Origin of the sequence: Paraburkholderia sp. SUR17 (genome assembly GCF_029536165.1) — a bacterium.
In the GTDB taxonomy this organism is placed as follows: Bacteria; Pseudomonadota; Gammaproteobacteria; order Burkholderiales; family Burkholderiaceae; genus Paraburkholderia; species Paraburkholderia kururiensis.
In genome coordinates this window covers 412,564-430,795 of the sequence record NZ_CP120509.1, presented here as the reverse complement: position 1 = coordinate 430,795, position 18,232 = coordinate 412,564, and the positions used below count along the sequence as shown (strand labels likewise).

Sequence of the window (18,232 nt, the reverse complement as noted above, 5' to 3'; positions counted from 1 at the left end):
CTCCTTACCGGACTTCTCTGAGATGGAAGAGGCGATGCTTGTCGAGCGTGGTCGCGAAACCCTTCGGAACCACGAAGGTGGTGGCATCCGATTCGATGATCGCGGGGCCCACGATCTCGTTGTCCGGCTTGAGCGCCTCCATGCGCCAGACCACTGCGTCGTGCCACTGCTTGTGGCGATAGAGCTTGCGCGTGCCGACGCGCGCGGCCTGCGGCGGCGTGGGACCGCCCGACGCGTCCTCGGGCAGCACCGGTTTTTGCGTGAGCACCATGCCGCGCATGATTGCGCCCGTCACCGAAAAGCCCAGTTCGGGAGAGCGCGCCGAGCTGGCGTAGACGCGTCCGTAGGTGTCTTCGAACGCGGTCACGATACGGTCCCAGTCCTGCGCGGTAGCCGCGCTCGCGATGGGCGACTCGATCTCCAGGTCGTTGAGCTGGCCCATGTACTGCATGCGAAAGCCGGGCCGCAGAATCACGTCTTTCTCGCTGAAGCCGTTGATGCGGAATTCCTCGATCACTTTCGCCGTGAGTTCGGCCCACGCCTTCTGGATGGTCTGCGCGGCCTCGGCCTTGTCGGCATCGGAGGCCGCCTGGGGCAGCGCAAGATCCACGCTCTTGTCGTAGCGATATTCGAAATCCGCGCATGCGCAGCCGAACGCCGAGAAGCCCGCGGCCCAGGCCGGCACGACGACGTCCTTGAAACCGAGCCCTTCCGTGTAGCCATAGGTGTGCACGGGCCCGGCCCCACCGTATGAGAAGCAGACGAACTCGGTCGGGTTGTAGCCTTTCGCGCTGACGTTCGAGCGCAGGTACTCGCGAAGCTGCAGATCGAGCAACTCGATCACGCCGGCCGCGGCGTCCTCGACGGTAAGGTGGAGCGGATCGGCGATCTGCGTCTTGATGTGTTGGCGTGCGCGTTCGACGTCGAGCTTGATCTGACCGCCCAGGAAGTTTGCGGGGTTCAGATAGCCGAGCACGACGTGGCAGTCGGACACCGAAACCGTGGTGAGGCCGCTGTCCGGCCAGCAGGTGCCCACGCGATAGCCCGCGCTGTCCGGCCCGAGCTTGATGGAGCCGCTGTAGGGGTCGAGCCGCACGAAGCTGCCCGCGCCCGCGCCCACCGAGTCCATCGTGACGAGCGGCAGCGAAAGAACGAGGCGCGCCATGTCCGGGTCCGAAGCAATCGCGAAGTTGCCCTTCGTGATGAGCGCCATGTCGAACGACGTGCCGCCGATATCTGAGCACGCGATGTTGTCGTAACCCAGCGCCTCGCCCAGCAGCTTCGAGCCGATCACGCCGCCAATAGGCCCCGAAACGATGGTGCGCGCAAGCTCTTTCGCCTTCCAGCTGATCGTGCCGCCGTGCGTGGCCATCACGCGCAGGTCGAACTTCGCGCCGTGCTTCTGGAAGCGGTCGCTGACCTTCTTGAGCGTCTGCCGCGAAGGCTCGGCCGCGTAAGCTTCGAGCACCGTCGTGTTCATGCGGTGGCTTTCCTTGCGCTGCGGGTAGTAGTCCACCGAGGCGAACACCGGCACGTCCGCACGGATCGACTTCAGTTCGTCGCGCACGATGTCGCGTGCCTGCCGCTCGCTCGTCGCGTTCTTGTGAGACTGCAGGAAGCAGATCACGATGGCCTTCGCGCCGGCTGCCACCAGTTCGCGCGTGGCCTGCCGAACCTCCGCTTCGCGCAGCGGAATCACGACGTCGCCCTGCACGTCGGTGCGCTCCGTCACGCCGCGCGTACGCGCGAGCGGCACGAGCGGTTCGTCGTAGCGATGCGTGTTCAGGTGGATGCGCTCCTCCAGCGCATAGCCGAGGTAGCTCTGGATCGCGCGCCCCATCAGATGCACGTGCTCGAAGCCCTTGTTCACGAGCAAGCCCACGTCGAGCCCCTTGCGCTGCACCACGCGGTTGAGCATGGCCGTGCCGGAATACACGCACGTCACGAGTTCCGGGTAGACCTGATCGACGTCGCGCTGCCAGTGGGCGAGCGCGTCCTGCGACGAATTGAAGATGGCGAGCGACTCGTCTTCGGGATTGCTCTGCGCCTTGCCGACGACAAACCGCCCGTCCGCACGCACGAAAAAGGTATCGGTCATCGTGCCGCCGGCATCGATGCCCAACACCTGGACTTGCGAAAGCCCTTCCATGTTTTCGTCTCCAAAGATTGGTGTCATGTCGTCGCGGCAGCCACCGCGACACGACCACGCCGCATCTGCGACGCCGACGCGCTTTGTGCAACAGGCATGCCATCGCGCGCTGTTCGGCTCGCAGTCGGGCTCGCGAGTCGCGTAGGGCAAGGCTTTGGGCGAATGTGGGTCGGATTCGACGGAAGGCGTGAATCGCCGTTGCGGAGGTCGGACGGACGGAATCCGGACAATCGTGCAGTCCGGAAATCGGTCGTTTTGCGGGCGGGGTAGACTAACGCGATTTCCAACGCGAGCCGTTCACCATGCTGGGCGGCGCACGCTATCAACCCGGTACGCCCGCATTTGACGAATCACATAGCGCTCCTCCCGATCCCACAGACGGCACGGTGCGCCAGAACAGATCGACATAGGCCCGGCGGCACCTCTGCGACGGTTGTGGGATGACCAAGCCGACCAAGAAGGCAGCCGTGCCGCCGCAAACGCGCACGGATGAAACGCCATTGATGCCGCTGGCGCTGGAAGGCCGGGAGCACGATATCGCCCTGATCAATCATCTGATCGATCAGATCGACCGGGGCGGCTCAACGCTCGTTATCACCGGCGAGCCCGGAATCGGAAAATCCGCGCTGCTCGAAGTCGCGAAACATCGGGCGGCCGAGCGCGGCATTGCCGTGCTGACGATGACCGGCGTGCGGGCCGAAGTCCATTTGCCGTTCGCCGCACTCGAACTTGCGCTACGCCCGCTCATGAAGCGGGCAGCGAACCTCGTGCCGCGGCAGCGCTCGGCCTTGCTCACGGCCTTCGGCGTCTGCGACGACGTGGGGCCGCCGGACATCTTCCTCGTGGCGCTCGCAACGCTGACGCTGCTGACCGCCACCAGCAAGCCCGTGCTGCTTGTTGCGGACGACGTGCAATGGCTGGATCAGGAAACCTATGACGTGCTGGCCTTCATCTCGCGCCGATTGAGTGCGGACTCCGTCGTTCTGCTCGTGGCCATGCGCGACGACTTCAACCGTTCCTTTGGGGATGCATCCACGCTGCGGCTGCGGCTTTCAGGACTGAACGAAGCCGATGCGGAGCGGCTGCTGGACAGCCATGCCCCGCACCTTCCGGCCGACCTGCGCAGCCGTTTTCTCCAGGAGGCGGCGGGCAATCCGCTGGCTTTGCTGGAACTGCCTCACGGCGAACGCGCCGGGCCGCTCCAGGACGCGCCCTGGCTGCCGCTGACAGAGCGCCTGGAGCGCGCCTTTTCGAGCCGTTTGTCCGACCTTCCGGATGCGGCGCGAACGCTGCTGTTCGTCGCCGCCGAAAACGACGGCACCTCGCTCCACGAAATCATCTCTGCGGGCGAAGCCGTGCTCGGCAAGCAGTCGGGCTTCGACGCCCTGTCGCCAGCTATTGCCGCCGGGCTGATCCAGATCGACGGAACGGAGGTGCGGTTCCGGCACCCGCTCGTTCGGTCCGCGATGCACCAGGCGGCAGATCTGGCCACGCGCCAAAAGATTCACGCGGCGCTTGCGGCGACCATTCAGGATCAGGTGGACCGTCGGCTGTGGCATCGTGCGGCCGCCACCATCGGAACCGACGACGCACTCGCCGAAGACTACGACCGCATGGCGGCGCGCGCGCTGCGGCGCGGCGCCGTGGCCATGGCGATCGAGGTGCTGGAAAACGCGGCGCGTCTGAGCGGCACGGCGAGCGCGAGGACCGACCGGCTCTTGCGGGCGGCCGAACTCACGGCCGATCTGAGCCAGCCGGAACTGCTGGAGCGTCTGCTGCGCCAGGCCGACGTGGACACCACCGATCAACTCGCCTCAGCGCGCGTGGGCTGGTGCCGTGAGATCAGTCAGCCGTCCGCGATCAGCGATCCGGCGAAGATACCGGCTCTGATCGACTTCGCGGCTCGGGCCGACGCCGCAGGGGCCAAAGATCTGGCGGGCAATCTGGTGTGGCGCGCCGCGCAACGCTGCTGGTGGAGCGGTGCAAGCGACGGACTGGGCGCGAGGGTTCTGGCTGCGGCAAGCCGGCTAGCGTTGCCGCAGACCGATCCGCGCTCGATCGCCATCTCCGCCTACGTCGAGCCCCTGCACCTGGGCGGCGCCCTGCATGCAAGGCTGCGGCAGCTTGTGGAAACAAGAGATGGCGACCCCGCCGTTGCGCGCATTCTGGGCAGCACGGCCAATGTCATCGGCGCCTTCGACCTTGGCGTCAGTTTTCTCTCGGAGTCGAGTGCCGCACTGCGGGAACAGGGGCGACTTAGCGACCTCGCCCGCGTACTCTTCGCGCAGGCGTGGGCCGAGATGGAGGTGGGCAACTGGACGAGCGCAATGCGCGAAGCCGAGGAAGCCGTCCGCTTTGCCGAAGAGACAGGCGGCACGCCGTGGATCGCCGCGGCCACAATCGTGAAAGCGAGGCTGGCAGGCATGCAGGGCAACGTCGAGCAATCCGAGGCCTTCGCGGCGCAGGCCGAACGCCTCGCGCTCTCCCTAGGCGCCAGCTTCCTGCTCGCGATGTTGCAGGTGGCGCGCGGCATCTCGGCAATCGGAGCGGGCCGGCATTGGGAGGCATACGAACACCTGCGGCGCCTTTTCATCCCTTCAGACCCGGCCTTCAACTCCGGTCTGCAGTTCTTTGGACTCGCGGACTTCGTGGAAGCCGGCGTTTTTTCCGGCAACGCGGACGCCGCACGCCGCGCAATTGAAGAAGCGGAACGTATCTCGGCCCCGATGCCCGTGCCGTGGGTCAAGACCATGTTGAATTACGGCAAGGCGCTGCTCGCCGCGCCCGCCGACGCCGAGCCGTTCTTCCTGGAAGGTCTCGGGCCGGGCGCGAAGAACTGGCCGTTCCTGCGTGGACGGCTGCTGCTCGCGTACGGCGAATGGCTGCGTCGCCAGCGCAGGTCGGCGAAGGCAAGAGCGCCGCTGCGAGAAGCGCGCGACATCTTCGATGCGCTCGGTGCCTCGCCTTGGTGCAATCGCGCGCGCGAGGAACTGCGCGCCTCGGGCGAAACCAGCCGCCGGCGAACGGAGCGCGCATGGGAGACGCTCACCCCGCAAGAGCTTCACATCGCGCAACTCGCGGCCGATGGACTGTCGAACAAGGAGATCGGCGTCAGGCTGTATCTGTCTCACCGCACTGTCGGCTATCACCTTCGCCAGATTTTTGCGAAGACCGGAATCACGTCACGGTCTTCGCTGGGCGCTATTGTTGCCAAGGTCGAGAACCCGGCTGGGTGACGGCCCATCCGTCATCGGACTGGTCATTTGACAGAAGCGAGGGTCGGCTGCGCCGAGCACACTAGGTCACTCCAACCCGGAGACTTATGACCATGAAGCTCGTGTTCTCACTCGCAGCACTGACCCTCGGAGCAGCCCTCATGACGCAAACCGCCTTTGCGGCGCCGGACGCAGCCACCGACCCCCGGATCGACCCACAGGTTCGCGCCTTTCTGCGGGACATCAACAAGGACACGAGCCCGTTCTGGGAACTCCCTCAGCCGAAGCCGCAGGACATCCTGACCGCGCTGCAGAACAAGACGCCGGTCGATATGTCCGGGGTGAGCACAACCGAACAGACCATCACGCAGGATGGTCAAACCGTGAAGATCTACATCATGAAGCCGGAGCAGGTGGCCGGTAAGCCGGGCGTGCTGCTGTTCATCCACGGCGGCGTGTGGATCGTCGGCAACTTCCAGAACCATCAGCGTCTGTTGCGGGACCTGGTGGTCAACTCCGGGCAGATCGGCGTATTCGTCGAATACACCTCCTTGCCTGCGGCGCGCTTTCCTACCCAACTCGATCAGTCCTATGCCGTACTGAAGTGGGTAGCGGCCCATGCCGAAGAATTCGGCGCGGACGGCAGCCGCATTGCCGTGGCGGGCAATTCCGTGGGCGGCAACATGACCGCGGCGCTCACGCTCATGGCCAAAGACCGCGGCGGCCCGAAGATCAGCTATCAGGTGCTGATGATCCCCGCGACGGACGCGAGCGTGGACACCGCGTCCTACCACGAATACGGAACCGGGCGGTTCCTTGCCCGCGCGTTCATGAAGTACGGCTGGGATCTGTACGCACCGGGCGCCGCCGAGCGCAACAACCCGTATGTCTCGCCGCTGCGCGCGAGCCTGCAGCAGTTGCGCGGACTTCCGCCCGCGCTCGTCATCACCGCGGAAAACGACCCGTTGCGCGACGAAGGCGAGGCCTACGCCCGCAAGCTCAAGGAGGCCGGCGTTTCGGTGATCGCTACGCGCTACAACGGGATGATTCACGACTTCGTCCTGTTGAACGGCATTCAAAGCGACCCGGAGCCGCAGGCCGCCATCCACCAGATGTCGGCGCAGATCAAGGCGCATCTCGCGCCCTGAGCGGGTCTGTCCAGCCATGAAGGGCCTGCTCGCCATGCTCCCGGTGACGATTGCCGGTATCGTCAACCGCAGACGAAACAGCGGGTCGCCGTGCAAGGCGGCGCGCGTCACGACCTGTGGCGAGATGGCCGCCATGGTTGCGCACGAACTGGGGCAGCCGCTTGCTGCAATCGGCGCAGAAAGCGCCGCGGCGCTGAACTGGCTGGGCAGGGATTCGCCCGACATCGGCAACACGTTGTCGTGTCTGCAGCGTATTACGGCCGAATGCCAGCGCGCCGCCGAAATCATCCGGCACCTGCGCGCGCTGACCATGCGCACGCCGCCGCACGTCACGCCGCTCTTCATCAACGACGTCGTCGAAGACGTCGTCCCGCTCGTGCGGCGCGAACTCCTGAATCACGACGTTACGCTCAAGACAAAGCTCGATCCCGACTTGGGCCCGGCCCTGGGCGACCGTATCCAGCTTGCGCAGGTGATCGTGAATCTCGTGATGAACGGCATTCAGGCAATGGATCGGGCGGCCGGTCCCGCACGCGAGCTTGTCATCGAATCGCGCTGCGACCATCGCGGCCACGTCGTCGCCGTGCGCGATTCGGGATCAGGCATCCACGCCGAAAACGCGGAGAGGCTTTTCGAGCCGTTCTTTACAACGAAGCCCGACGGCCTGGGTCTGGGGTTGTCGATCTGCCGAACCATCATTCAATCGCTGGGGGGCGAAATTTCGATGAAGAACAATGACGGGCCTGGCGCCACCGTGGAATTCAGCGTGCCCGCGGCAAGCGCCATGCCTTGCGGATTCGACAGACGGAGCACGGCATGACGGGAACGCCAGGCGGCGCGAACGAGCCGACCGTCTTCGTGATAGACGACGACAGCGCGATGCGTCAGGCCGTCGAATCGCTGCTCGACTCGGTGGGTTTGAACGTGAGGCTGTTCGCCACGGCGCAAGCGTTCCTCGCGCTCGAGTTGCCCGACGTACCGGGCTGCGTCGTGCTCGACGTTCGGCTCAGGGGGCAAAGCGGACTGGCGGTGCAGCGGCAGATTGCGCACAGACTGCGCCTTCCCGTAATCCTGATGACGGCGCATGGCGACATTGCCATGTCGGTTGAGGCCATGAAGGCGGGAGCCATCGACTTCTTGACGAAACCGTTCCGGGCTCAGGACATGATCGATGCGGTCACCCGCGCGCTGGAGACCGACCGCAAGCGGCGCGCCGCCGAACGGTCCGCGGCCATCCTGCGCGCATGCTACGAACTGCTGACGCCGCGGGAGCGCACCATCATGACGATGGTGGCGAACGGCTTGCTGAACAGGCAGATCGCAGACGAATTGAATCTGAGCGAGATCACGGTGAAACTGCATCGCGGCCAGGCGATGAGGAAAATGAAGTCGCCGTCGCTCGCCGATTTCGTGCTGAAGGCCGACGCGCTGGGCCTCGTCGATCGCGAGAGGCGGCAGGCGGAGAATGGTTGAAGGCGCGGTTGAATGTGCGACTGAATACGCGCCAACGAGCGAGTCTCGCTGAAGGCAACCGCCATCATGCGACAAGCAGATTCAACTGCTCCGAACCTTCGCCGCCGCAGCGGCTTCCCCCGGCTGATTGATGCCCAGTGCCTCTGCCTTGCGTACGAAGTCGGCCAATGAACGCGATTCCATCTTCCTCATGGCCTGGCCGCGGTGAATCTTCACGGTGATTTCGCTCAGGTTCATTTCAGCTGCAATCTGCTTGTTCATCAGACCGCTCGCCACGAAGGCCATCACTTCGCGTTCGCGTGCCGACAACGTCGCGTAACGGCGACGAAGCTCTGCAAGCGACCGGTGCTCGCTTCTCCACTGCTCGTCCCGCGCAAGCGCAGCGGTCACGGCGTCCAGCATGTCCTGCTCGCGAAACGGCTTGGCGAGAAAATCCATTGCGCCCGCCTTCATCGCCTTCACCGACATCGCGATGTCGCCATACGCGGTCATGAAAATGACCGGCAGATGCAGGTCCGCAGCCGCGATCTGCTCCTGAACCGCGAGACCGCTCTGGCCTTTCAGGCGCACGTCGAGAATGAGGCAGCTCGGCACGTCCGGTTTGTCGAACGCGAGAAATTCCTGCGCCGACGCAAACGCCTCCACGCGCAATCCCACCGACCGAAGCAGCATGTCGACCGCCGTTCGCATCGACTCGTCGTCGTCGACGACATAGACGATGGATTGCCCGGCTGGATCTTCCGCGTCAGTGCTCATGACACATTTCCTCGTCGAGTGGCAACACGAACTGCATGACCGCACCCGGATGCTCGCGGAACTCGGCCCAGATACGGCCGCCATGGGCTTCCACGATGGACCGGCAAATCGAGAGTCCCATGCCCATGCCGTCCTCTTTCGTCGTGAAGAACGCGCTGAAGAGCCGATCGAAATCCGCCTCGCGAATTCCCGTGCCGGTGTCTTCCACGACCACTTGTGCGTGGCGATGGTCGAATGCACGCGTGCGGATCAGCAGGCGGCGCGCGCCGGGCTTGACGCCCGACATAGCCTGCACCGCGTTCAGCATGAGATTGACGACCACCTGCTGCAACTGCACGCGGTCGCCGCGTACGCGCTGGGGTGAGCCCGAATAGTCAGTTTCGACGTCGATCTTCTGGCTCTCCAGCTCGCGCCGAACGAGGTCGAGCGATTCTCTCACAACCATATTCAGATCGAGCACCGCCTCGTCCGGCGCGCGTTTGCGCGCCATACCGCGGATGCGGCGAATCACGTCGGTCGAGCGCTTCGCGTCGCGAATCATCTGCTCGATGGATTGCCGAGCTTCCGCCACATCGGGCTGCGGGCGGTCGAGCCAGCGCAACGCCGCGTCGCCCGCCGTCACGATGGCTGCAAGCGGCTGCGTCACTTCGTGCGCAATCGAGGCGGCCAGTTCGCCCAGCATCGTCACCCGCGTGGCATGCGCAAGCTCGGCCATCGAACGTTCGAGCGCGTCCTGCGCGACAACACGCTCGGTAATGTCCATCAGCGCGCCGACATATTCGGCTTCGGCCTGCTGAGCCACCAGATGCGCGACATAGTGGACGTGCTTCACACGGGCATCGGGCATCAGCAGACGAAACTGGATATCGACGTACGGCTCGCCCGTCATCACGCGGTGCTGCGCCTCGCCCACGGCAGCCACGTCGTCGGGATGAACGCGCGCCACGATCTGGTCGATGCCGGGCGCCACGTCAACGGGGAGTTCGACAATCCGGTACGTTTCTTCCGACCACCACATGGCCCCGTCGGCGAGACGCGTGGCAATGCTGCCCGTGTGGCTGAGACGCTGCGCGTCCGAGAGAAAGGCCTCGCTGCGCCGCAGCGCGTGCTCCACCTGCTTGCGGTCAGTGATGTCGTTGTTGGTGGCCAGAATGGCGATGGGCTGGCCGCGCAGGTCGCGCCACAGCGCCCATCGGCTGGAGATCATCACGATCTCGCCGTCTTTGCGCACGCGCTGCACCTCGCCATGCCATGCCCCGGAGCGCAGTACTTCGCGGCGAATGTCTTCGAGCGAGCTGGTGGCGTGCGTTTGCGTCAGTTCGTGAATGGGCTGGCCGATGGCCTGCGCGGCCGTCCAGCCGTAGAGTTTTTCCGCGCCCTGATTCCAGAACGTGATCCGGTCGTTCATGTCGTACACGACGATGGCATCGTGCGTGAGATCGAGCAGTTCGAGCCGTTCGCGCAGGATCGCCGTATTGGCCTGATCGCGCAGCGCGAGCATTGCCGTTATCACGATGGCGAGCACGCTGACCGCGCAGCGCGCCACCGCGCCGCCCGAATAGTGTTCGTCGTGTGACAGCGCAAACGCGATCAGCGTCAGCGCCACGCAGCCGTATGCAACGGCGGCGGTGGTCCGGCGCGATCCGGCGGAGGCCACCAGCAGCACGACGACTACGTACAGCACAGCAATCGCGATATCGAGCGACGTGAACGCGTCGATCGTAAAAACGGTCAGCGCAACAGCGCCCGCAACGGCATACGGCAAGCCCGCGTTCTCCCGCCAGAGTCTGGTCGATCCTGGATTCAACGCCATCGCCATCCGGCGGCATGCCGCCCCGAGAAAGAGAAAAACGGCGCGCCGGCGCGTTTAACGAGCCGCATTCGCGCCACCGGCCTTCACCGTTTCCAGATGACGCGAAACCTCGGCGGCATCGACAGGCTTGCTCAGCACGCACAGCGCGCCGATGTCGAGGGCTTGCCGGCGCACGAGGTCCGACGCGAAGGCCGAAATGAAAATGACAGGCAGCCGGACGCCGCTGTCGAGAAGACGCCGATACATCTCCAGCCCCGAAATGCCGGGCATCTGCACGTCGGAGATGATGCAGGTCACGCCGTCCACCTCGTCGCTCGCGAGGAACTGCTCGGCGGATGCGTAGAGCCTCGCGCCCCAGCCGAGCGAGCGCACGAGGCTCGATGTCGCGACGCGCACCGACTCGTCGTCGTCGATAATCGAAACGATCAGATTCATGTGCAAACGACGGGTCCTCGGCCGAAATGACACTGTGAGCGGGCGGGACTGCCCGCTACGTCGAACGGATCTTAATGAAAACGCCCGGCCGCGAAAATCATATGTAGGTATAGGAGCGGTTGCATCGCGGAAAAAGTCGTCGCCGGCCGGTTCGCGAATGCAAGCGCCTTTGCTCTGCCGCCCGTCAAGCCTCGATGAACGCGAGCAGGTCGGCGTTCACCTGGTCGGCGTGCGTCGTGCACATACCGTGCGGCGCGCCCGGATAGACCTTCAGACGGCCATCGGGAACGATCTCGACCGAAAGCCGGCCGGAATCGTCGATCGGAACGATCTGGTCGTCGTCGCCCTGCAAAACGAGCGTGGCTACGTTCATCTTCTTCAGGTCGTCGGTGAAGTCGGTTTCCGAGAATGCCTTGATGCAGTCGTACGCGCCCTTGATCGAGCATTGCATGCCCGCGTACCAGAACGCATCCACCGTGCCCTGCGACGGGCTCGCGCCTGCCCGGTTGAAGCCGTAGAACGGCGTGGCCAGGTCTTTGAAGAATTGCGAGCGGTTTTGCATGACGTTCTTGCGAATGTCGTCGAAGACGGATAGCGGCAAGCCGCCGGGATTGGCGGGCGTCTTCAGCATGAGCGGCGGAACGGCTGCGATCAGCACCGCCTTCGCGACGCGGCCCGTGCCGTGCCGGCCGATGTAGCGGGCCACCTCGCCGCCGCCCGTGGAGTGCCCGACCAGCACCGCGTCCTTCAGATCGAGGCAGTCGATCAATTCGGCCAGGTCGTCGGCGTAACGGTTCATCTCGTTGCCCGCCCACGGCTGGCTGGAGCGCCCGTGGCCGCGGCGGTCGTGCGCGATCACCCGATAACCGCGCGCGGCGAGATACATCATCTGCGCATCCCACGCGTCGGCGTTCAGCGGCCAGCCGTGCGAGAACACGACGGGGCGCCCGCTGCCCCAGTCTTTGTAGAAGAGTTCCGCGCCGTCCTTCAATACAAGCGTTGCCATCGTTCATGCTCCCGGTCGATGCCGCTTTCGCAGCGCTGCACGAGGCAGGCCGCAAACGGCGATTCGCGCGACGCCCGTCCCGCTCGTGTTTTGCAGGCAGCCTGGTCGCGCACCGGCATCAGTATCGAAGCGCACAGGCGCAAACCTTTTCAATCCGAACCGGCGTTTTCTGTTCTGCACGGTCACAGCGCCCAGTCTTCGCTGCTTCGTGGCACCTGCCGCCGGCCGCCGTGCGAATTGTCTGCACGGCGGGCGAATTCGAAAGCCGCGCGGCGCGTGAGCCGTCAAGATCGGCTCACGATTTTGCCGCTCGGCCCTTGCTGCTCATCTCTTACCGCGACGTCGGCGCCCCACGAAATGATAGTCAGAAACCATGAAAACTGGCTTCGCATGCTTTTCGTCTGGAAGGGCTCAGTCCTTCGCACGATCATTCCGCAGCTCGCCCTGCTGCTGCTCGTCGCGTTGTTCGCGCTCTTCAGCAACGGCACGATCTTTGGCGAAAAAATCCTGCCCGACACCACGCCGTTTACGCTGATCGGGCTGACGCTTGCGATCTTTCTCGCGTTTCGCAACAACGCGAGCTACCAATGCTACGTGGAGGCGCGGGCGCTGTGGGGCCAGGCACTCGTCGCATCGCGTGCATTCGCGTCGCACCTGCTGTGCTTCGCGCCCGCCGTCTCCCACGAAGACAGGATCGAACTCGTGAAGCGCATCATCGCGTTCTCGCATGCGCTGAAGTCGCAGTTGCGCCCCGTGCCCGTCGAGGGCGGGCAACGCGCGGACTCGCTGCCGGTGGCTACCACCGCCACGACGAAGGCCTACCCCGCCGCGGAGATACTCCACGAGATGCGCGGTCGCATTGCCGCGCTCGCGACGACCAACGACGTGCGCGACACGTCGCTATACGTCTGGAACCAGCACATCGACGAGCTGCACGCCGTGGCGGGCGGATGCGAACGCATCGCGTCGACGCCCATGCCGTTTCCGTACGCCGTGCTTGTTCATCGCACGGTCTACACGTACTGCCTGCTGCTGCCATTCGGGCTCGTCAATTCCGTCGGCATCTTTACGCCGCTCATGTCGGTGTTTCTTTCGTACACGCTGCTCGCGCTGGAAGCCATCGCGGCGGAGATGTCCCAGCCGTTCGGCACGACGCAGAACAGCCTTGCGCTCGACTCGATCGTCCGGCACATCGAGCGAACACTGCTCGAAATGTGCGGCGCGCCCCTACCGCCTCCCCTTCCCACCCGCGACGGCTATGAGCTGACCTGACCGCCGCCGCGCCCTGCATGGCGGGCACCCCGCGCGCCCCGTCATCCACATTCATCGAAAGGAGTCTCACCATGTCAGACGCCACACATGCCACGCACGCCACTCACGCCGCCGACACGCGATTGCCCGCCGGCTTCGACGAGCGCGCCATCGGCGAAATCTCCGATGCACTGAACCCGCTGCTCGCCGACGTGTTCGCGCTCTATCTGAAAACGAAGAACTTTCACTGGCACATGCTGGGTTCGCATTTTCGCGACTACCACCTGATGCTCGACGAGCAAGGCGCACAGATCTTCGCCATTGCCGACGACATCGCCGAGCGCGTGCGCAAGATTGGCGGCACGACGCTGCGTTCGATCGGCGACGTGGCGCGACGTCAGCGCATCGACGACAACGACGCGACCCACCTGAGCCCCGAAGCAATGCTTAGCGAGCTGCGCCACGACAACCTCCAGCTTGCCGCCTTCATGCTGGCCGCACATGAAGTGTGCGAACGCCACCGGGATGTCGCGACGGCGAGCCTGATCGAGAACTGGATCGACGAGGCGCAGCGGCGCGCCTGGTTTCTCGCCGAAGCAAGCCGCTAACGCAAGCAGCCAACTTTCGAACGCTCGTCCCACGCCGGCATGCACCGGCGGCTTCGGCGGCCCTGCGGCGCCGGCAGACGGGTTGGCGATTCGTGTCGCACGGAGTGTTACCCATGAAGCCGATCGCCGTGAGATCCGTGAAGCCGTTTCGCCTGATCGCGCTGGCAGCGGTGACCGCGGGCGTGACCCATGTCGTCGGGTTGCCCGCGTTCGTCGACGCGGTCATGTCCGTCGGCGCCGACATGCAGCTGCCGCTGGAACGCATGGCAAGCGACGCCCCGGACGCGCTGGAAACGCTAAACGCACCGCAAGCCGCACATGCTGCGCGTCGTCAGGGAACGCCCGCGTCCGCGGCGAATGCGACGCGATTGACCGACTCGAAGAACGCGCTGCGCCCGCGCGCGGCGCCTCGCCCGTTCGGTCTCGCTCCGGGCTACCGGCAGTCGATTACCGACTCGAAACACTGGACCTGAGCGACGCCATGGCTGCGCGCAACGCCTCGCACAGCGGTAGCGGCAACGGCAACGCTAAACCCAGCGTGCGAATTCAAAACGCGCACGGCGATGCCTCAATCCCATCCGGCGCCGATCAGCGAGGATCGAGTCGAACGGAACAAGGAATCTGACATGGCCCGCAAGAAAGTCGTACGGATCTACAGCGAACCCGCCGGCGGATGGGGCGCGCTCAAGGCGACGGGCGAGGCGCTCGCGGTGCAGGGCATCGCCGTGTCCGGTGCAAAGACGCTGCTGCACATGAACCAGCCTGAAGGATTCGACTGCCCCGGCTGCGCGTGGCCCGACCCCAAACACACGTCGTCGTTCGAGTTTTGCGAGAACGGCGCCAAGGCCGTGGCCTGGGAGGCCACGGCGAAGCGTTGCACGCCGGCGTTTTTCGCCGCGCACAGCGTGGCGGAACTCGAAACCTGGGACGACTACGATCTCGAAATGGCCGGGCGCCTCACGCACCCGATGGTCTACGACAGCGCCTCGGACCGCTACGTGCCCATCGAGTGGGACGCCGCGTTCGCGCTGATCGGCAAGCACCTGAATGCGCTCGACCACCCCGATCAGGCCGACTTCTACACCTCCGGGCGCGCCTCCAACGAAGCCGCATTCCTTTATCAGCTCTTCGTGCGCGAGTTCGGCACGAACAATTTTCCCGACTGCTCGAACATGTGCCACGAGGCGACGAGCGTGGGACTTCCGCAATCCATCGGCGTCGGCAAAGGCACGGTGCTGCTCGAAGACTTCGCACACGCCGACGCCATCTTCATCTTCGGGCAAAACCCCGGCACGAACAGCCCGCGCATGATGAGCGATCTGCATGCGGCGTCGCGCCGGGGCGCGAAGATCGTCTCGTTCAATCCGTTTCGCGAGCGCGCGCTCGAACGCTTCGCCGCACCGCAAGACCCGCTCGAAATGGCGACGCTCGGCTCCACGCCGATCAGCACGTTCCTGTACCAGGTGCGGGTGGGCGGCGACGTCGCCGTGCTCAAAGGCATGATGAAGGCGATCGTGGAGGCGGACGATGCCGCACTCGCCGCAGGCGCGCCACGCATTCTCGACACCACGTTCATCGCCGGCCATACGGCCGGCATCGACGCGTTGCTCGCAGACCTGCGCGCCACGCCGTGGGACGCGATAGAACGCTGCGCCGGGCTCTCGCAAGCGGACATCACGAACGCCGCGCAGGTCTACATGAATGCGCAGAACGTGATTCTGGTCTACGGCATGGGACTCACGCAGCATCGGCGCGGTACGGAGAACGTCCAGCAGATCGCGAACCTCGCGCTGTTGCGCGGCAATATCGGCCGCCCCGGCGCGGGCATCTGTCCGGTTCGCGGACATTCGAACGTGCAGGGCAACCGCACCGTCGGGATCACCGAGAAACCCACGCCCGCGCTGATCGACGGCATCGAACGCGCCTTCGGCTTTCGTGCGCCCGCCGCGCACGGCCACGACGTGCTGGCCTCCATCGACTCGATGATGCGCGGCTATGCGCGCGTGTTCGTCGCGCTCGGCGGTAACTTCGCGGCGGCCGTGCCGGATTGGGTCCGCGTGCAGGGCGCGATGCGCAGGCTCGACCTCACCGTGCATGTGGCAACCAAGTTGAACCGCAGCCATCTCGTGCACGGCAGGCAAGCGCTCATCCTGCCGTGCCTTGGCCGCACCGAAATCGACATTCAGGCCGAAGGACCGCAGTCCATCACCGTGGAAGATTCGATGTCGATGGTCCACGCGTCCGCGGGGCGTAACGCGCCTGCCTCGGACCACCTTCGCAGCGAATCGGCCATCGTCGCGGGCATGGCGCGCGCGGCGATGGGCCACGCGTCGCGCGTGTCCTGGGAGCAACTGGTTGCGAACTACGATCGCATTCGCGACGCCATCGAAACCGTGTTTCCGATCTTCCAAGCCTACAACGAACGCATTCGCGTGCCGGGCGGCTTCCATCTGGGTTCCACGGCGCGCGAACGCGTGTGGGCCACGCCGAGCGGCCGCGCGAATTTTCTCGTGTTCAGCGGTCTGGACGAAGACCTGCATCATGACGACCCCGACGCGCTGCGCCTCACGACCATGCGCAGCCACGACCAGTACAACACGACGCTCTACTCGCACTCGGACCGCTATCGCGGCGTGTTCGGGCAGCGCGACGTCGTGTTCATGAATCCGCGCGAATTGAGCCGGCGCAATCTGCATCCGGGCGAACGGGTGGACATCGTCGCGCTCTCGATCGACGGCATCGAACGCATCGTGCGCGGCTTCAAGGTGATCGAATACTCGCTGCCCGACGGCTGCTGCGGCGCCTACTACCCTGAAGCGAACCCGCTCGTGCCGCTGGATGCGTTCGATCCGCAGAGCCGCACGCCCTCGTACAAGTCGGTGCCGGTCAAGGTGATTCGCGCCGCCGCCGTGGGGCCGGACTCCGCAGCATTCGCCGTGGCGCTCGACGCCGGGGAGCACGGTCATGCTCAGTGACGTCGTCGGCCTCTCGCGCGCACAGTTCGCGCTGACCGCGATCTTCCACATTCTGTGGCCCATCCTCACCATCAGCCTTTCGGCGTTCCTGCTGCTCGTGGAAGCACTGTGGGTTCGAACCGGCGACGCGCTCTACTATCGCCATGCCCGCTTCTGGAGCCGGCTGCTCGTGCTCAATTTCGCGGTCGGCGTGGTGAGCGGCATTCCGATGGAGTTCCAGTTCGGCACGAACTGGGCCGGCTTTGCGCAGTTCAGCGGGCCGTTCTTCGGCAACATCCTGGGCTTCGAAGGCGCGATGGCGTTCATGCTCGAAGCGGGATTCGTCGGCGTGATGATGCTCGGCTGGGGCCGCGTGTCGCCCCGGGTCCATCTCTTCGCCACGTCGATGGTCGCGCTGGGCTCCTCTATCTCCGCGTTCTGGATCATGGTGGCCAACTCCTGGATGCAAACGCCTGCCGGCGTGAAGGTGGTGGACGGCAAGCTCGTGGTGACCGACTACCTGGCCGCCATCTTCAATCCGGACATGGCGTGGGGCGTCTCGCACATGTGGGTTGCCGCGATGGAAACCGGCATGGTCGTGATCGCCGGCATCTCTGCCTGGCAGTTGCTTCGCCGCCGGCATCCCGCGTTTTTTGCGCGTTCGTTCAAGCTGGCTCTCGCTGTGCTCGTCGTCGTGGCGCCGCTCCAGATCTGGCTGGGCGACTCGAGCGGCGTCAGCGTATTCGCGACGCAACCTGCGAAAGGCGCCGCCATCGAAGGCCACTGGACCACCAACGCGCCCGGCACCGGCGCGCCGTGGTCGCTGGTAGCCTGGCCCGATCAGCAGCAACAGCGCAACGACTGGTCGCTTGAAATACCGGGGCTGCTCAGCCTCATCGGCACGCACTCGTTGCACGGCCAGGTGAAAGGTCTCGCCGACTTCCCGCGCGCCGACCAGCCGCCGATGATTCCGCTCATCTATTACGCCTTCCGCGCAATGGCCGGCATCGGCTTCGTGCTGGCGTTGCTCGCGGTGTGGACGATGTACGCCCTGTACCACGCGCGAGGCGACCTGGCCCGGCTGCTCGCGAGGCGCAGGCTGTTGATGGCGTGGGTGCTCTGCATTCCGCTGCCCTACGTCGCAGTGGAAGCCGGCTGGATCGTCCGCGAGGTGGGCCGGCAACCGTGGGTGATCTACGGGCTGTTGCGCACGAGCGAGGCCGCATCCGCCGTGCCGCCGGGCTCCGTGGCGGGAAGCCTCGCGATGTTCGCCGCGTTCTACGTGACGCTGCTCGTCACGTTCTTCGCGCTTGCGCGCCGCTGGTTGAAGACCGGCCCCGACCTGACCTGCGCATTGCCTCGCGCCCGCGCCATCCGCGAGCGGGCCACGATCGCCGACTATTGACTCCTTGCACGCCCATCCG

Annotated in this window: 14 protein-coding genes; 9 read left to right on the top strand and 5 right to left on the bottom strand. The window is 65.1% G+C overall.

Annotated elements, in window-relative coordinates:
- Nucleotides 1–4: 4 nt before the first annotated feature.
- Nucleotides 5–2,149, bottom strand: a complete 2,145-nt coding sequence (locus P2869_RS19325) for a hydantoinase/oxoprolinase family protein (RefSeq protein WP_277599897.1) — start codon at nt 2,147–2,149, stop codon at nt 5–7.
- Nucleotides 2,150–2,589: 440 nt separating this feature from the next.
- Here P2869_RS19325 and P2869_RS19320 point away from each other — a divergent pair, with 440 nt between their 5' ends.
- From P2869_RS19320 to P2869_RS19305, 4 genes are all read left to right on the top strand, one after another.
- Entirely contained in the window at nt 2,590–5,385 is a 2,796-nt protein-coding gene (locus tag P2869_RS19320) for a LuxR family transcriptional regulator (RefSeq protein WP_277599223.1), read from the top strand.
- A 140-nt stretch (nt 5,386–5,525) separates the two neighbouring features.
- Nucleotides 5,526–6,512 (top strand): alpha/beta hydrolase, encoded by a 987-nt coding sequence (locus P2869_RS19315; protein WP_240658749.1) that lies wholly within the window; start codon nt 5,526–5,528, stop codon nt 6,510–6,512.
- A gap of 16 nt (nt 6,513–6,528) precedes the next feature.
- Nucleotides 6,529–7,332, top strand: a complete 804-nt coding sequence (locus P2869_RS19310) for an ATP-binding protein (RefSeq protein WP_277599222.1) — start codon at nt 6,529–6,531, stop codon at nt 7,330–7,332.
- Complete coding sequence (locus P2869_RS19305) at nt 7,329–7,985, top strand: response regulator (RefSeq protein WP_277599221.1); 657 nt, start codon at nt 7,329–7,331, stop codon at nt 7,983–7,985. The genes P2869_RS19310 and P2869_RS19305 overlap by 4 nt, the downstream gene beginning before the upstream one ends.
- A gap of 81 nt (nt 7,986–8,066) precedes the next feature.
- Here the strand turns inward: P2869_RS19305 and P2869_RS19300 are convergent, their stop codons facing one another.
- From P2869_RS19300 to P2869_RS19285, 4 genes are all read right to left on the bottom strand, one after another.
- Nucleotides 8,067–8,741, bottom strand: a complete 675-nt coding sequence (locus P2869_RS19300) for a response regulator (RefSeq protein WP_126876021.1) — start codon at nt 8,739–8,741, stop codon at nt 8,067–8,069.
- Nucleotides 8,731–10,554 (bottom strand): PAS domain S-box protein, encoded by a 1,824-nt coding sequence (locus P2869_RS19295; RefSeq protein WP_277599220.1) that lies wholly within the window; start codon nt 10,552–10,554, stop codon nt 8,731–8,733. The genes P2869_RS19300 and P2869_RS19295 overlap by 11 nt, the downstream gene beginning before the upstream one ends.
- A 54-nt stretch (nt 10,555–10,608) precedes the next feature.
- A complete protein-coding gene (locus P2869_RS19290) occupies nt 10,609–10,995 on the bottom strand; it encodes a response regulator (RefSeq protein WP_126876022.1) in 387 nt (128 codons plus the stop codon).
- 178 nt (nt 10,996–11,173) lie between these two features.
- Nucleotides 11,174–11,995, bottom strand: a complete 822-nt coding sequence (locus P2869_RS19285) for an alpha/beta hydrolase (RefSeq protein WP_126876023.1) — start codon at nt 11,993–11,995, stop codon at nt 11,174–11,176.
- A gap of 357 nt (nt 11,996–12,352) precedes the next feature.
- Between P2869_RS19285 and P2869_RS19280 the strand changes: the two genes are divergently transcribed.
- The 5 genes from P2869_RS19280 to P2869_RS19260 all read left to right on the top strand — a co-directional run bounded on the left by P2869_RS19280 (nt 12,353) and on the right by P2869_RS19260 (nt 18,213).
- Nucleotides 12,353–13,267 (top strand): bestrophin family ion channel, encoded by a 915-nt coding sequence (locus P2869_RS19280; RefSeq protein WP_126876024.1) that lies wholly within the window; start codon nt 12,353–12,355, stop codon nt 13,265–13,267.
- Nucleotides 13,268–13,338: 71 nt separating this feature from the next.
- Nucleotides 13,339–13,854 carry a DNA starvation/stationary phase protection protein gene (locus P2869_RS19275; protein ID WP_277599219.1) on the top strand — a complete coding sequence of 172 codons (516 nt, stop codon included), beginning with the start codon at nt 13,339–13,341 and terminating at the stop codon, nt 13,852–13,854.
- A 113-nt stretch (nt 13,855–13,967) separates the two neighbouring features.
- Complete coding sequence (locus tag P2869_RS19270) at nt 13,968–14,327, top strand: hypothetical protein (RefSeq protein ID WP_126876026.1); 360 nt, start codon at nt 13,968–13,970, stop codon at nt 14,325–14,327.
- Between the two features lie 153 nt (nt 14,328–14,480).
- Complete coding sequence (locus tag P2869_RS19265; RefSeq protein ID WP_277599218.1) at nt 14,481–16,829, top strand: FdhF/YdeP family oxidoreductase; 2,349 nt, start codon at nt 14,481–14,483, stop codon at nt 16,827–16,829.
- Nucleotides 16,819–18,213 (top strand): cytochrome ubiquinol oxidase subunit I, encoded by a 1,395-nt coding sequence (locus P2869_RS19260; RefSeq protein ID WP_277599217.1) that lies wholly within the window; start codon nt 16,819–16,821, stop codon nt 18,211–18,213. The genes P2869_RS19265 and P2869_RS19260 overlap by 11 nt, the downstream gene beginning before the upstream one ends.
- The last annotated feature ends 19 nt before the right edge of the window (nt 18,214–18,232 follow it).

Excerpts from the sequence above, each read along its gene's own strand:
- P2869_RS19280 (WP_126876024.1), top strand. The coding sequence starts at position 12,353 with ATGATAGTCAGAAACCATGAAAACTGGCTTCGCATGCTTTTCGTCTGG.
- P2869_RS19310 (WP_277599222.1), top strand. The coding sequence starts at position 6,529 with ATGAAGGGCCTGCTCGCCATGCTCCCGGTGACGATTGCCGGTATCGTC.
- P2869_RS19260 (WP_277599217.1), top strand. The coding sequence starts at position 16,819 with ATGCTCAGTGACGTCGTCGGCCTCTCGCGCGCACAGTTCGCGCTGACC.
- P2869_RS19275 (WP_277599219.1), top strand. The coding sequence starts at position 13,339 with ATGTCAGACGCCACACATGCCACGCACGCCACTCACGCCGCCGACACG.
- P2869_RS19300 (WP_126876021.1), bottom strand. The coding sequence starts at position 8,741 with ATGAGCACTGACGCGGAAGATCCAGCCGGGCAATCCATCGTCTATGTC.
- P2869_RS19320 (WP_277599223.1), top strand. The coding sequence starts at position 2,590 with ATGACCAAGCCGACCAAGAAGGCAGCCGTGCCGCCGCAAACGCGCACG.
- P2869_RS19295 (WP_277599220.1), bottom strand. The coding sequence starts at position 10,554 with ATGGCGTTGAATCCAGGATCGACCAGACTCTGGCGGGAGAACGCGGGC.
- P2869_RS19265 (WP_277599218.1), top strand. The coding sequence starts at position 14,481 with ATGGCCCGCAAGAAAGTCGTACGGATCTACAGCGAACCCGCCGGCGGA.
- P2869_RS19285 (WP_126876023.1), bottom strand. The coding sequence starts at position 11,995 with ATGGCAACGCTTGTATTGAAGGACGGCGCGGAACTCTTCTACAAAGAC.
- P2869_RS19325 (WP_277599897.1), bottom strand. The coding sequence starts at position 2,149 with ATGGAAGGGCTTTCGCAAGTCCAGGTGTTGGGCATCGATGCCGGCGGC.
- P2869_RS19315 (WP_240658749.1), top strand. The coding sequence starts at position 5,526 with ATGACGCAAACCGCCTTTGCGGCGCCGGACGCAGCCACCGACCCCCGG.
- P2869_RS19305 (WP_277599221.1), top strand. The coding sequence starts at position 7,329 with ATGACGGGAACGCCAGGCGGCGCGAACGAGCCGACCGTCTTCGTGATA.
- P2869_RS19270 (WP_126876026.1), top strand. The coding sequence starts at position 13,968 with ATGAAGCCGATCGCCGTGAGATCCGTGAAGCCGTTTCGCCTGATCGCG.